General features: G+C 62.1%; 13 protein-coding genes. 12 read left to right on the top strand and 1 reads right to left on the bottom strand.

Annotated features, from left to right (window positions below):
• Positions 1–4: 4 nt before the first annotated feature.
• Positions 5–955 carry an HPr(Ser) kinase/phosphatase gene (gene hprK, locus L880_RS0123970; RefSeq protein ID WP_019576980.1) on the top strand — a complete coding sequence of 317 codons (951 nt, stop codon included), beginning with the start codon at positions 5–7 and terminating at the stop codon, positions 953–955.
• A 46-nt stretch (positions 956–1,001) separates the two neighbouring features.
• On the opposite strand, the gene fur is transcribed toward hprK, so the two are convergent.
• Positions 1,002–1,424, bottom strand: coding sequence for a ferric iron uptake transcriptional regulator (fur, locus tag L880_RS0123965; RefSeq protein WP_019576981.1), 423 nt, complete (start codon positions 1,422–1,424; stop codon positions 1,002–1,004).
• Between the two features lie 85 nt (positions 1,425–1,509).
• Here fur and L880_RS0123960 point away from each other — a divergent pair, with 85 nt between their 5' ends.
• The 11 genes from L880_RS0123960 (at position 1,510) to gshB (ending at position 14,306) form a co-directional block, all read left to right on the top strand.
• Positions 1,510–2,061, top strand: a complete 552-nt coding sequence (locus L880_RS0123960; protein ID WP_027477818.1) for an outer membrane protein assembly factor BamE — start codon at positions 1,510–1,512, stop codon at positions 2,059–2,061.
• A gap of 58 nt (positions 2,062–2,119) precedes the next feature.
• Positions 2,120–2,932 (top strand): 4-hydroxy-tetrahydrodipicolinate reductase, encoded by an 813-nt coding sequence (dapB, locus tag L880_RS0123955; protein WP_027477817.1) that lies wholly within the window; start codon positions 2,120–2,122, stop codon positions 2,930–2,932.
• 12 nt (positions 2,933–2,944) lie between these two features.
• Entirely contained in the window at positions 2,945–3,595 is a 651-nt protein-coding gene (locus tag L880_RS0123950; protein WP_027477816.1) for a MotA/TolQ/ExbB proton channel family protein, read from the top strand.
• Positions 3,592–4,056: an ExbD/TolR family protein gene (locus tag L880_RS0123945; RefSeq protein ID WP_027477815.1), complete on the top strand. Its 465-nt coding sequence runs from the start codon at positions 3,592–3,594 to the stop codon at positions 4,054–4,056. Before L880_RS0123950 ends, L880_RS0123945 begins: the two co-directional genes overlap by 4 nt.
• Before the next feature lie 78 nt (positions 4,057–4,134).
• On the top strand, positions 4,135–6,813 hold the full coding sequence (gene leuS / locus L880_RS0123940; protein WP_027477814.1) for a leucine--tRNA ligase: 2,679 nt from the start codon (positions 4,135–4,137) through the stop codon (positions 6,811–6,813).
• Position 6,814: 1 nt separating this feature from the next.
• Positions 6,815–7,312, top strand: a complete 498-nt coding sequence (locus L880_RS0123935) for an LPS-assembly lipoprotein LptE (RefSeq protein WP_019576987.1) — start codon at positions 6,815–6,817, stop codon at positions 7,310–7,312.
• Between the two features lie 12 nt (positions 7,313–7,324).
• Entirely contained in the window at positions 7,325–8,374 is a 1,050-nt protein-coding gene (gene holA / locus L880_RS0123930) for a DNA polymerase III subunit delta (protein ID WP_027477812.1), read from the top strand.
• Positions 8,375–8,426: 52 nt separating this feature from the next.
• Positions 8,427–9,707: a glutamate-5-semialdehyde dehydrogenase gene (locus L880_RS0123925; RefSeq protein WP_027477811.1), complete on the top strand. Its 1,281-nt coding sequence runs from the start codon at positions 8,427–8,429 to the stop codon at positions 9,705–9,707.
• A gap of 114 nt (positions 9,708–9,821) precedes the next feature.
• Positions 9,822–11,117, top strand: coding sequence for a glutamate--cysteine ligase (gene gshA, locus L880_RS0123920; protein ID WP_027477810.1), 1,296 nt, complete (start codon positions 9,822–9,824; stop codon positions 11,115–11,117).
• A gap of 168 nt (positions 11,118–11,285) precedes the next feature.
• A complete protein-coding gene (locus L880_RS0123915) occupies positions 11,286–13,154 on the top strand; it encodes a potassium transporter Kup (RefSeq protein WP_027477809.1) in 1,869 nt (622 codons plus the stop codon).
• 186 nt (positions 13,155–13,340) lie between these two features.
• Positions 13,341–14,306, top strand: a complete 966-nt coding sequence (gene gshB, locus L880_RS0123910) for a glutathione synthase (RefSeq protein ID WP_027477808.1) — start codon at positions 13,341–13,343, stop codon at positions 14,304–14,306.
• Positions 14,307–14,746 lie beyond the last annotated feature (440 nt).

Genomic DNA, 14,746 nt, shown 5'->3' with positions numbered 1-14,746 from the left:
TGTTGTGAAGCCCAATGTCGTCAGTGCGGATGTCCTCTTCGAGGAATTCCGCTCCGTTCTGAAATGGGAATGGGTGGCCGGCCTGGGGGCCTCTGAGCGGCGCTTTGACGAGGTGGTGGTCCGAGCGGCCCGCTCGGGCGCCGATCTGGTGGGTTACCTCAACTACATCCATCCTTACCGCGTACAGATTCTTGGCGAGCGCGAAATCGCCTACCTGACCAATGCGACGCCTGAGGATTGCGCTCGCCGCATCTCCCGCATCGTGACGCTGGAGCCGCCGGTGCTGGTGCTGGCCGATGGTCAGGCCGCGCCCGATGCGCTGCTGTCGATGTGCGAGCGCGCACAGATCCCGATGTTTGCCACCCAGGAGTCATCGGCCTTCGTGATCGATGTGCTGCGGGCCTATCTGTCCAAGCACTTTGCCGACCGCACCTCCATGCATGGGGTGTTCATGGACATCCTGGGGCTCGGTGTGATGATCACGGGCGAGTCGGGTCTGGGCAAGAGTGAACTGGGTCTGGAGTTGATCTCGCGGGGCAACGGTTTGGTGGCCGATGACGCGGTGGATCTCTACCGCATCAATCAGACCACCATCGAAGGGCGTTGCCCGGAACTGCTGCAGAACCTTCTGGAAGTGCGCGGCATCGGCTTGCTCGACATCCGGGGCATCTTTGGTGAGACGGCGGTGCGGCGCAAGATGCGGCTCAAGCTCATCGTGCACCTGGTCCGCAAGGAGACGCTGGAGCGCGATTACGAACGCCTGCCCTATGAGCCCCTGACCCAGGATGTGCTGGGTGTGCCCGTGCGCAAGGTGGTGATCCAGGTGGTGGCCGGTCGCAACATCGCGGTGCTGGTGGAGGCTGCCGTGCGCAACACCATTCTCCAGTTGCGTGGCATTGATACCTACCAGGAGTTCGTGGAGCGGCACCGCCGCGCCATGGAGCAAGAGGGCTGACCTGGGCGGGCACCGCTGAGGCCCCCGCAGGCCTCTGGCTGGAGGCTCAGCGTTTGTCGCTGGCGCAGTTGGCGCACAGGCCGTACAGCGACATGGCGTGGTCCTGTAGCAGCCAGTGCTTGGCCTTGGCCACCATTTGCTGGCGCCGCTCGATTTCGGCGTCATAGAACTCTTCGACCTTGCCGCAACTGGTGCAGACCAGGTGGTCGTGGTGCTGGCCTTCGTTGAGTTCGTAGACCGCCTTGCCGCTTTCGAAGTGGCTGCGGCTCAGGATGCCGGCCTGCTCGAACTGGGTGAGCACCCGGTACACGGTGGCCAGCCCGATGTCGGATTGCTCCTGCAGCAGCACGCGAAACACGTCTTCAGCCGTCATGTGGCGTTGCCGCCCCTTCTGGAACAGCTCCAGGATCTTGAGGCGGGGCAGCGTTGCTTTGAGCCCGGTATTTTTCAGTTCTTCGATATTGGCCATGCAAGGGTCCTTCCGCCAGCGTACCAACCCGCTCTGACAGGCCCAGCCGCTACAATGGGCCGATCATATCGCTACCTCCCGACCCATGTCTGCTTATTCCCCTCGAAGCGCCCGGCTGAGTTTGTCGCTGGCATTGTGTGCCGGTGTCGCGGCCTGTGGTTCGTTCGACGGCGCCAGCAGCCGCATCGCGACGGCCATCACGCCTTATCGGATCGAGATCGTCCAGGGCAATTTCGTCTCCAAGGAGCAAGTGTCGGCCCTGCAGCCCGGCATGACGCGGCAACAGGTCAAGGAGGTGCTGGGCACCCCACTGGTCGTCAGCGTGTTCCACTCCGATCGCTGGGATTACGTGTTCACTCTGCGCCGCCAAGGCGTGGAGCCGCAGTCGCGGCGCCTCAGCGTCTATTTCAAGGGCGATGCCCTGGAGCGTTTTGAAGGCGACGAAATGCCCAGCGAGGCCGAGTTTGTGGCCACACTGGATTCGCGCACCAAATCGAAGAAGATCCCGCCCTTGGAGGCCACCGACGAGCAGCTGAGCAAGTTCCCGGTGCCCAAACGCAGCGTCAGCGCCAGCTCCCAGGTGGACGATTCGCCCTTGCCGGCCACCTACCCTCCGCTGGAGCCCACCCGCCGCTGAGGCGGCCCGGTGCCCTGGGCCCGAGCTTCTTTTTTTCGACAGACAGGATATTCAGAAGATGAGTGCTGCTTTGCACAAGATCGCCATTGCCGGCGCTTCGGGCCGCATGGGCCGCATGTTGCTGGAGGCGGTGCAGGCCGCCGATGACTGCGTTCTGGCGGGTGCGCTGGACGTACCCACCAGCCCGGCTCTGGGCACCGATGCGACGGCCTATCTGGGCCAGAGCAGCGGTATCCAAATCACCTCGGATCTGCGTGCGGGCCTGCAGGGCGCGCAGGTGCTGATCGACTTCACTCGCCCCGAAGGCACGCTGGCCCACCTGAAGGTCTGCCGCGAGTTGGGGGTGAAGGCCGTCATCGGGACCACGGGCTTTTCTGACGCTCAGAAAGCGGAGATTGCCGAAATCTCGCGCGACATCGCCATCATGTTGGCACCCAACATGAGCGTGGGCGTGAACGTCACGCTCAAGCTGCTGCAGATGGCCGCCAAGGCCCTGTCGACCGGCTACGACATCGAAATCATCGAGGCGCACCATCGCCACAAGGTGGATGCTCCCTCGGGCACCGCACTCAAGATGGGCGAGGTGATTGCCGATGCGCTGGGGCGCGACCTCAAGGATTGCGCGGTCTACGCCCGTGAAGGGGTGACCGGCGAGCGCGACCCGTCCTCCATCGGCTTTGCGACGGTGCGCGGTGGCGACATCGTCGGCGACCACACGGTGCTGTTTGCCGGCATCGGCGAGCGCATTGAAGTCACGCACAAATCGTCCAGCCGATCGACCTACGCCCAGGGCAGCCTGCGGGCGGTGCGCTTTCTGGCCACCCAGCAGACAGGCCTGTTCGACATGTTCGACGTGCTGGGCCTGAACTGATCGTCCCCCGCCATGGGCAGCCTGCAATTGCTTGGCGACGGCGACCTGCTCACGCGCGGGGTGGCGGCCTTGCTTTTGCTGATGTCGGTGGCCAGCTGGGTGGTGATTCTGCGCAAGAGCTGGGTGCTGTGGCGTGCCCGGGCGGATGTGCCTCGGGCCACGGCCCTGTTCTGGCAGGCGCAGGGCATGGAGCAGGCCTTGGCCCATTTGGCGGCGCTGGACCGTGATCGGGCGCTGCTGCCCTTGGTGGAGGCAGCGTCTTCCTTGAGCCCTGCAGGCTCGCTGGCGGGCGCTGGCTCGCGCGAACAGCAACTGACCCGTCACCTGCGCGATGCCCTGCATGGGGTGCTGCGCCGCTTGCAGTGGGGGCAGGTGCTGCTGGCCACGGTCGCGTCCACGGCACCTTTCGTGGGCTTGTTGGGGACGGTGTGGGGGATTTTCCATGCGCTGACCGCTCTGGCCGGCGTGCGCACCCTGACCCTGGACCAGGTGGCCGGCCCGGTGGGAGAGGCCCTGGTGATGACTGCGGCAGGGCTGGGGGTGGCGATTCCGGCGCTGCTGGCCTACAACGTGATGGGCCGCCTGATTGCCGCCATCGAAGCCGATCTTGAGGGCTTTGCCCGCGATCTGCGTGAACTGCTGCTTGAGAAGGCGCTGCCGTGAGTTTCGGGCGCCTGGAGCGGGGCGACACCTCTCGGCCCCTGAGTGACATCAACGTGACGCCGCTGGTGGATGTGATGCTGGTGCTGGTGGTGATTCTGATCCTGACGGCCCCTTTGCTGGCCAGCAGCCTGCGCCTCGATCTGCCGCACTCCGAGGCGGCCCAGCCAGTGCAGAGCCACCGTTCGGTGTCGCTGGCCTTGGACACCGGTGGCCAGATCTACCTCAACGAGGCCCCCTTGACCGACCTGGCTGCGGCGCAAAGGCTCAACGAATTGGCCCAGGAGGACCCGCAGATCGAGGTGCAGTTGCGGGCCGATGCCCGGGTTCCCTATGGTCGGGTGGTCGAGCTGCTGGGCCTGGCCCAGAAAGCCGGCTTGAGCCGCATTGGCTTTGTGGCGGATCCGCGCCCGACACCCTCCAGCGCGCTGGCCGTGCCCGGCGGCCCGGGCCCGGCCCGCTAGCGCCTAAAATCCACCCATCGCAAGCCGCTGGGCTTGCTCCTCCAACCGGCGGCAACCGTGGTCGCCACAGAGTATTCCATGCAAGAAAAGTACAACCACATTGAGGTTGAGCGCGCCGCGCACGACCATTGGACCGCCCGCGACGCCTACCGTGTGACCGAACAGGCCGGCAAGAAGAAGTTCTATGCCTGCTCCATGCTGCCTTACCCCAGCGGCAAGCTGCACATGGGCCACGTGCGCAACTACACCATCAACGACATGCTGACGCGCTACCTGCGCATGAACGGCTACAACGTGTTGATGCCCATGGGCTGGGATGCTTTCGGCCTGCCGGCCGAGAACGCGGCCCTGAAGAACGGCGTGCCGCCCGCCCAATGGACCTACGACAACATCGCCTACATGAAGAAGCAGATGCAGGCGATGGGCCTAGCCATCGACTGGAGCCGCGAGGTGGCCACCTGCGATCCGAGCTACTACAAGTGGAACCAGTGGCTGTTCCTGAAGATGCTTGAAAAAGGCATTGCCTACCGCAAGACCCAGACCGTGAACTGGGACCCGGTGGATCAGACCGTGCTCGCCAATGAGCAGGTGATCGACGGCCGTGGCTGGCGCACCGGCGCCCTGGTGGAAAAGCGCGAAATCCCGGGCTACTACCTGAAGATCACCGATTACGCAGGCGAGTTGCTGGACCAGGTGCAGAACCACCTGCCGGGCTGGCCTGAGCGCGTGCGCCTGATGCAGGAGAACTGGATCGGCAAGAGCGAAGGGGTTCGCTTTGCCTTCCCGCATGACATCCGCGGCGATGACGGCCAGTTGATCGGCGACGGCAAGCTGTATGTCTTCACCACCCGGGCCGACACCATCATGGGCGTGACCTTCTGCGCCGTGGCCCCCGAGCATCCGCTGGCTCAGCATGCGGCGCGCGGCAATGCGGCACTGCAGGCCTTCATCGAAGAATGCAAGTCGGGTGGTACCACGGAGGCCGAATTGGCCACGCAGGAAAAGAAGGGCCAGCCGACCGGCCTGAGCGTGATCCACCCCCTGACCGGCGAATCGGTGGCCGTGTGGGTGGGCAACTATGTGCTCATGAGCTATGGCGATGGCGCGGTCATGGGCGTGCCAGCTCACGACGAGCGCGATTTTGCGTTCGCCCTCAAATACCAGTTGCCGATCCGTCAGGTGGTGCAGGTCGAGGGTGAGTCGTACGACACCGCCCAATGGCACGACTGGTATGGCGACAAGCAGCGCGGCGTGATGATCAACTCGGGCCCATACGATGGCCTGAAGTTTGCCGACTGCGTGAATGCCGTGGCCGCCGCTCTGGCCGACAAGGGCCTGGGCGAAAAGAAGACCACCTGGCGCCTGCGCGATTGGGGCGTGAGCCGCCAGCGCTACTGGGGCACGCCGATCCCGATCATCCACTGCCCGGAGCACGGCCCCGTGCCGGTGCCCGAAAAAGACCTGCCGGTGGTGCTGCCGCAGGATTGCATTCCCGATGGCTCTGGCAACCCGCTGCACAAGCACGAAGGCTTCCATGCCGGCGTGACCTGCCCGGTGTGCGGTCAGGCGGCGCGTCGCGAGACCGACACCATGGACACTTTCGTCGACTCGTCGTGGTACTTCATGCGCTACTGCGATCCGAAGAACAGCGAGGCCATGGTGGCCGATGGCGCCAACTACTGGATGCCGATGGACCAGTACATCGGCGGCATCGAGCACGCCATCCTGCACCTGCTGTACGCCCGTTTCTGGACCAAGGTGATGCGTGACCTGGGGCTGGTGAAGGTCGATGAGCCTTTCACCAAGCTGCTGACGCAGGGCATGGTGCTGAACCACATCTATTCGCGTCGCACCGAAAAAGGGGGCAAGGAGTACTTCTGGCCCCACGACGTGGAGCATGTGCTCGACGAAGGCGGCAAGATCATCGGCGCCAAGCTCAAGAATGCCGTGGGCGACCTGCCCGTGGGCACCCCCATCGATTACGAGGGGGTGGGCACCATGAGCAAGAGCAAGAACAACGGTGTGGACCCGCAGGACCTGATCGAGCGCTACGGCGCCGACACGGCCCGGCTGTACACCATGTTCACTGCACCGCCCGAAGCCACCCTGGAGTGGAACGATGCCGCGGTGGAGGGCAGTTACCGCTTCCTGCGTCGCGTCTGGAACTTCGGCAGCAAGCTGCTGGCGATCAATGTCGAGGCCGCCAATGCCAGCACGGCCCAGGCCAGTTCGCTGGGCGAGGTGGTGTTCGGCAAAGAGGCCAAGGCGCTGCGCCTGGAGGTGCACACCGTGCTCAAGCAGGTGGACTATGACTACCAGCGCATGCAGTACAACACCGTGGTGTCGGGGGCCATGAAGATGCTCAACGCCTTGGAAGACTTCAAGGCCATGGACTGCCCGGGCGCCCAGGTGGCGCTGATCGAAGGCTTTGGCATCCTGCTGCGCTGCATCTACCCCGCCACGCCCCACGTGGCGCACAGCCTGTGGACCGAGCTGGGTTATGCCGGCTCGCTGGGCGACCTGCTGGATGCGGCCTGGCCTCAGGTGGACGAAGCGGCGCTGCAGCAAGACGAGATCGAATTGATGTTGCAGATCAACGGCAAGCTGCGCGGCTCCATCCTGGTGCCGGCCGCGGCGGACAAGGCGGCCATCGAAGGCATCGCCTTGGCCAGCGAGGTGTTTGTCAAGTTGGCCAACGGCGCCCCCCCCAAGAAGGTGGTGGTGGTGCCGGGTCGTCTCGTCAACCTGGTGGTCTGACGTGCTGCGCCGCACCGCCCTGATCTGGCCTGTGGGCCTGTTGCTGACCGGCTGCGGCTTCCAGCTGCGCCGGGCGCCCGATTTCGTCTTCGAGCGCGTGTTCATCAATGGCCAGCCTAATTCGCCTTTGTCTGAAGAGCTGCGCCGCAACCTGGAATCGCTGGACAAGCTGCAGGTGATCCGGGATGCCCGGCAGATGGAGACGGCGCAGGTGATCATTGACCTGTTGTCAGATCAGCGTGAGAAGGTGGTCGTGGCCCTGAATGCCTCAGGCCAGGTGCGGCAGTTCCAGCTGCGGGTGCGGGTGCGTTTCAAGCTGCGCACCTTGCAGGGCAAGGAGCTGATTGCCCCGACCGAAATCCTGCAGCAGCGTGACATCAACTACAGCGAAACCCTGGCCCTGGCCAAGGAAACCGAAGAAGCCCTGCTCTACAAGAGCATGCAGACCGATGTGGTGCAGCAACTCATGCGGCGCCTGGCGGCTGTGCGCGAGCTTTGAGGGCCTGGTTTCATGCAACTGGCTTTCGCGCAACTGCAGAACCATCTGGCCAAAGGCCTGCGCTCGCTCTACACCTTGCACGGTGATGAGCCGCTGCAGCAGCAGGAGGCGGCCGATGCGATCCGGGCGGCAGCGCGTGCGCAGGGCTATACCGAGCGCAGCAGCTACACCGTGGCGGGTGCCCACTTCGACTGGAGTGAGGTGCTGGCGGCAGGGGGCTCGCTGAGCCTCTTTGCCGAGCGCCAGATCGTGGAGGTGCGCGTTCCCTCCGGCAAGCCCGGCAAAGAGGGCAGCCCGGCGATCCAGCAACTGGCGCAGGCGGCTGTCGGTAACGACAGCACGCTCACCATTTTCATCTTGCCGCGTCTGGACAAAGCCACCCGCACGGGCGCCTGGTTCACGGCGCTGGAGCAGCAGGGCGTCACCATTGCGCTGGAACCCATCGAGCGCCAGGCCTTGCCGGCCTGGATTGCCCAGCGCCTGCAGCAGCAAGGGCAGCGGGTGGCGGCGGGTGAAGAGGGGCAGCGAACCTTGCAGTTCTTTGCCGACCGGGTGGAAGGCAATCTGCTGGCGGCCCACCAGGAGATCCAGAAGCTGGCCTTGCTGTATCCCGCTGGCGAATTGACGGCGGCCCAGGTGGAAGGCGCCGTGCTGAACGTGGCGCGCTATGACGTGTTCAAGTTGTCCGAATCGGTGTTGTCGGGCCGTGCCGGCCGGGTGCAGCGCATGTTGGATGGTTTGCGTGCCGAGGGCGAGGCCGAAGTGCTGGTGCATTACACACTGGCTGAGGACATCCGGGCCCTCAAACGGGTCAAGGACGCGGTGGTGGCCGGGCGCCCCTTGCCCATGGCCCTGCGTGAGCAGCGGGTGTGGGGCCCGCGCGAACGCCTGTTCGAGCGCGTGATTCCTCGCCTGGCCTCGCATGAGCTGGCCGAGTTGTTGCGGGCCGCGCACTTGGTGGATGGCATTGTCAAAGGCTTGAAACGCCCCGATTGGCCGACCGACAACTGGCAGGCTTTGCAGCGCCTGGCCATGATGGTCTGTTCGCTCTGCCGTCCCTGACTCCGCCCCTGACGGGTCGGCCTGCCGCGGTGCTTTGCGGCAAAATGGGGTCATGAATGCCCTGAACGTTGCCGAATACACCCAGACCCTCGGTTTGCAGGCCAAGGTGGCCTCTGCCAGCATGGCGCGCGCCACGCCTGCCACCAAAAACAAGGCCTTGAAGGCCCTGGCCCGCTTGCTGCGTGAGAACACCGCCGCGCTGGCGCTTGACAATGCGCGAGATCTGGAGCGCGCCACGGCCGCCGGCCTGTCGGCCCCGATGGTGGACCGCCTGAAATTGACCCCCAAGGTGCTGGAGACCTGTGCCGAAGGCTGCGAGCAATTGGCCGCGATGCCCGACATCATGGGTGAAGTTCTGGGCATGAAGCAGCAGCCCAGCGGCATCCGTGTGGGGCAGATGAGGGTGCCGATCGGCGTTTTCGGCATGATCTTCGAAAGCCGCCCCAACGTGACCATCGAGGCGGCCAGCCTGTCGATCAAGAGCGGCAATGCCTGCATCTTGCGCGGCGGCTCTGAGGCCATCGAGTCCAACAAGGCGCTGGCGCGTCTGGTGGAGCAGGCCCTGACGGAAGCCGGCCTGCCCGCCCATGCCGTGCAACTGGTGCAGACCACGGATCGCGAGGCGGTGGGTCAGTTGATCGCCATGCCCGAGTACGTGGACGTGATCATTCCCCGCGGCGGCAAGGGCTTGATCGAGCGCATCAGCCGCGAGGCCAAGGTACCTGTGATCAAGCACCTGGATGGCAATTGCCACACCTATGTGGACGACCCTTGCGATCTGGACCTGGCCATCAAGGTGACCGACAACGCCAAGACCCAGAAGTACAGCCCCTGCAATGCCAGCGAAAGTCTGCTGGTGGCCCGCGGTGTGGCCCAGGCTTTTCTGCCGCGCATCGGGGCCGTGTTTGCCCAGAAGGGGGTCGAGATGCGCTGCGATGCCGAAGCCCTGGCGATTCTGGCCGCTGTGCCGGGAGCGAACTTGGTTGAGGCCACCGAGCAGGATTGGTCGGAGGAATACCTGGCACCCATCATCAGCGTGAAGGTGGTGGCCGGGGTGGATGAAGCCATTGCCCACATCAACCGCTATTCCTCGCACCACACCGAGGCCATCCTGACGCGTGACCATGTGCACGCACAGCAGTTTTTGCGTGAGGTGGACTCGGCCAGTGTGATGGTCAACACCAGCACCCGCTTTGCCGATGGCTTTGAATATGGGCTGGGCGCCGAAATCGGGATCAGCACAGACAAGTTCCATGCCCGCGGCCCGGTGGGCATCGAGGGCCTGACCTCTTTGAAATGGATTGTGTTGGGTGAAGGCGAGATCCGGACTTGAGTCGCTTGTTCGGATGTTGTTTGGCTGGATGGGGGCTTGCAAAGCCCTGACCCAGCCCCATATCGTTCCAGTTCTGCCTTTCTTCAGTTTCTACACCTTCGCACAAGGGCCCGCATGGTTCCGCATCTCATCACGGCGCTGACAGGCCCGATCAACGAACTCGAGCAGCGCATCCTCGACTCCACGCCAGCCATCGAGCGCTGGTTCCGTCTGGAATGGATGGAGCACACGCCTCCGTTCTACACCTCGGTGGACATCCGCAACGCAGGTTTCAAGCTGGCACCGGTGGACACCAATCTGTACCCCGGCGGCTGGAACAACCTGACCCCCGAGATGCTGCCGCTGGCCGTGCAGGCCGCCATGGCGGCGATCGAGAAGATCTGCCCTGAGGCCAAGAACCTGCTGGTGATTCCGGAGAACCACACCCGCAATACCTTCTACCTGAGCAATGTGGTGCAGCTTCAGCGCATCTTCCACATGGCCGGGCTGAATGTGCGCGTCGGCTCGATCAGCCCCGAGATCAAGGAAACCACGGTGATCGACCTGCCCGGCGGCGAGCAGGTCACCCTGGAGCCGGTGATCCGCAGTCAGCGCCGCCTGGGGCTGAAGGATTTTGACCCGTGCACCATTTTGTTGAACAACGACTTGTCAGCTGGGGCCCCGGGGATTCTGGAAGACCTCCATGAGCAGTATCTGTTGCCGCCCCTGCATGCGGGGTGGTCGGTGCGACGCAAGAGCAATCATTTCCAGAGTTACGAAGACATCAGCAAGCGTTTCGGAAAGATGCTGGGCATCGACCCCTGGTTGATCAACCCGATGTTTGCCAAGTGTGGTGACGTCGATTTCTCGGCCGATCAGGGCATCGAATGTCTGCGCAGCAATGTGGATGCCTTGTTGTCCAAGGTCAAGCGCAAGTACAAGGAATACGGCATCAACGAGAAGCCCTTTGTGGTGGTCAAGGCGGACAACGGCACCTACGGCATGGGCATCATGACCGTGCGTGACGTCAAAGACCTGGATGCGCTCAACCGCAAGACCAAGAACAAGATGAACATGATCAAAGACGGCCAGACCGTCAATGAAGTGATCATTCAGGAAGGTGTGCTGACCAACGAACGCGTGAACGACAGCGTGGCCGAACCCGTGGTCTACATGATGGATCGCTATGTGGTGGGCGGTTTCTATCGCATCCATGCCGACCGGGGTGTGGATGAGAACCTCAATGCGCCGGGTGCCAGCTTTGTCCCACTGGCCTTTGAGCACAGCACCCACCTGCCGCAACCGGGAATGAAGCCGGGGGCCAGTGCACCGAATCGTTTCTATATGTATGGCGTTGTGGCCCGTCTGGCGATGCTGGCCAGCAGCTACGAGATGGAGGCCACCGATCCCAATGCCGAGGTCTATGCCTGATTTTTTGTGACGCCGCAACCGATGCTGCCTTGAAGTTGCTGCGCTGCAACAGAGCCAGGCCCTCTCGCTGGATTAGGGGGGATTGCCTGCTTGCGTGATCTGGCCTGCAGAGCACAATAGCGGTCCCTCAGGCAACAGGCCTCGCCCCTTGCGGGTAGGGCGTTTTTTGTGTCAGCTTCTAAATCCTCTCTCGCGGCGCTCACGCTTGGCGCAATTGGTGTCGTCTATGGCGACATCGGAACCAGCTGTCTTTACGCGTTCAAGGAAGTCTTTGTCAGCGGGCATGTGCCCATCACCCCAGACAATGTGTTGGGCGTCCTGTCCCTCTTTTTCTGGACCCTGACGGTGGTGGTGTCCATCAAGTACGTGGCGCTGATCATGCGGGCTGACAACCACGGCGAAGGCGGTTTGATGGCTTTGCTGGCCCTGGCCTCCCTGTCTGTGAAGGACCGTCCGAAAGCCCGGCATCTTCTGGTGATGGCGGGTGTCTTTGGTGTGGCCTTGTTTTTTGGTGACGGGATCATCACCCCGGCCATCTCGGTCTTGTCCGCCGTGGAGGGCTTGGAGATTCTGACGCCGGCTGCCAAGCCCTACGTGGTGCCTATCTCGCTGGCCGTGCTGGTCTTGCTTTTCTTGGTTCAGCGGCGTGGTACGGGCGATATCGGCAAGTTCTTCGGGCCGATCACGGTGGTCTGGTTCATCTCGATTGCCGTCATGGGTGTGCCAGCTATTGTTGAGAACCCCTCCGTGCTCAAGGCCATCTGGCCGGGTTATGCGATCCATTTCGCAATCGAGCATTACGGCTTGGCGTTCATCACTCTGGGCGCCGTGTTCCTTTGTACGACAGGGGCCGAGGCGCTGTATGCCGACATGGGCCACTTCGGCAAGAAGCCGATTCAGATCGCGTGGTTCGGATTGGTGATGCCGGCCCTGATGCTCAACTATTTCGGCCAAGGTGCCCTGGTGTTGCGGGATCCCTCGGCTGCGGAAAATCCGTTCTTCCTGCTGGCGCCGGAGTGGGCCTTGCTGCCCATCGTCGCGTTGGCCACGATGGCCACCGTGATTGCCTCCCAGGCCCTGATTTCGGGTGCGTTTTCTGCCACCAAGCAGACGATTCAGCTGGGCTTTCTGCCGCGCCTCACCGTGCTGCACACTTCCATCAAGGACACTGGGCAGATCTATATCCCGGCTATCAATTGGATGCTCCTGGCCGGGGTGATTCTGGCCGTGACGCTTTTTGGTTCGTCCTCCGCCCTGGCGGCGGCCTATGGCATCTCTGTCAGTCTGGTCATGTGCATCACGACCATTCTGACCTTCTATGTGATCCGCTATGGTTGGGGCTACCCGCTGCCGCTTTGTATCGCGTCCACGGGTTTCTTCTTCACGGTCGACATCGGCTTTGTGGCCTCGAACTCTCTCAAGATCTTGCAGGGGGGCTGGTTCCCCTTGGCATTCGCGTTGGTCCTCTATCTGGTGATGACCACCTGGAAGGAGGGTCGCCGTTTGATGAGTGCCGCCTTGCGGGCCGACTCCTTGGATCTGCGGTCCTTTCTGGAGTCTGTATTTGTCAGCCCGCCCGTGCGGGTGGAAGGCACGGCCGTGTTCTTGACGTCTGATGTCGGCACGGTGCCGAATGCCCTGCTGCACAACCTGAAGCACAACAAGGTTTTGCACCAGCACAACCTCTTTGTCACGGTGCGCAACCATGAGGTGCCTTGGATCGGCTTGGACAAGCGCGTCGAGATCGAACCCTTGGGGCACGATTGCTGGCAGGTCGTGATCAACTATGGCTTCAAGAACGACCCTGATGTGCCCAAGGCGCTGGCGCAGATCCGGTCCAGAGGTTGCGTCTTTGAAGCGATGGCGACCAGCTATTTCCTGTCGCGTGATACGGTCATTCCCACCATTGGCAGTGGCATGGCGGCATGGCGCGAAAAGTTGTTTGCCCAAATGCACCGCAACGCGAGCGCAGCGGCCGACTTCCTCAACTTGCCCAACAACTCGGTGGTTGAGTTGGGTAGCAAGATCGAAATTTGAGGCTCGCGCCTGCATCCGTGCAGACTTTTTGTGGGACTGCCACAATCTGAGGCCGGGTTGGCATGCCGAACAGCTCAGGCTTTTGTCGGTCTGATGAAAGGCCTGCTCGCAAATTGGCTCTGCACGATGCCAAGGACGTTGCCGTGAGCCGCGTCCCTTGTGTGCTCGGCATTTCAGGAATCCAAAGTGAACATTCTTTTTGTTGCAGACCCCTTGGAGACTTTCAAGATCTACAAGGACACGACTTTCGTGATGATGCGGGAGTTGCAGCGTCGCGGTCACGTGATTTCGGCGTGTGAGCCGCGCGACATCAGCTGGCGCAGTGGTGGATTGGTCACGGCCAACGTTCGGCCGATTGTGCTGACGGGGCAGGCCGATGCCTGGTTCAATGCCCAGCCATCGGCAAATCAAGCGCTACGCGACTTTGATGCCGTGCTCATGCGCAAGGACCCGCCCTTTGACTCCGAGTATTTCTATGCGACTCACCTGTTGGAGCAGGCGGAGCGTGACGGGGCATGTGTTCTCAACAAGCCGGCCGCGTTGAGAGATCATCCCGAGAAGTTGGCCATCATGGAGTTTCCGCAGTTGATCGGCCCAACCCTGGTCACCCGCGATGCCGCTGAGATTCGGCGCTTTCATGCCGAGCATGGTGATGTGATCCTCAAACCCCTCGACGGCATGGGTGGCATGGGGATCTTTCGAGTTGGGCGCGATGGTCTGAACCTTGGCAGCATCATTGAGACCTTGAATCGTGATGGCGCTGTCTCCGTGATGGTGCAACGGTATCTGCCCGAGATCGCTGATGGCGACAAGCGTGTCCTCATCATCGGCGGCAAGCCCGTACCCTATTGCTTGGCTCGCATCCCTCAAGGCGGGGAGGTGCGTGGCAATCTGGCTGCGGGTGGTAAGGGCGTTGCCCGGCCATTGTCAGCGCGTGACCTGGAAATTGCCGAATACCTCGGGCCCATCCTTTTGGCTCGTGGCCTTCTGTTGGTTGGTGTGGATGTCATTGGTTCCTGCGTCACCGAAATCAACGTGACCAGTCCAACCTGCTTCCAGGAGATCGCAGATCAGACTGGATGCGATGTGGCATCACTCTATGCGGACGCTGTCTTGCAATGGATTGAAAACAACCCTAAAAAGTCGCGCTGAAGAGTCCGGGAAGCCTCTCTTGTTTGGTGGCTGATTTTTTGTGTATACTAGCGGGCTCGACTGCACAGAACAGTGCTCTACGGGTGTTGGGGGTGAGAAGCCTCTGGTGCTTGGTTGGGGTGGTGGTTGTGAGTGGTTTGAGAAGTTTTCTGGTTTTGAGTTTGCTGCTGTAAAAAGCGATGTATAATTCGAGGCTCTGCAGAAAGCGGTGCTGCCAGGTTGGTGGTGTTGCTGAAGTAGAAAAGAAAAAATGTTTTGCCAGTTACTTAAAAACTGTGCTAAGATAGAGGGCTTCGCTGATCGCAGCGAAGTTTGCGAAAAGAAGAAATTCTGAGTAGTTGGATCCTTAAAAATATACAGCCGATAAGCGTGGGTGTTTGAAGGCGATTGCCAAGTTCTTTGGAACTAGTGCTTAGCACTTTAAGCACTCATGAGAATAG

This window comes from Curvibacter gracilis ATCC BAA-807, assembly GCF_000518645.1.
Taxonomy (GTDB): Bacteria; Pseudomonadota; Gammaproteobacteria; order Burkholderiales; family Burkholderiaceae_C; genus Curvibacter; species Curvibacter gracilis.
Note: the sequence above shows the minus strand (reverse complement) of the source record. Positions and strands in the feature narration are given on the sequence as shown.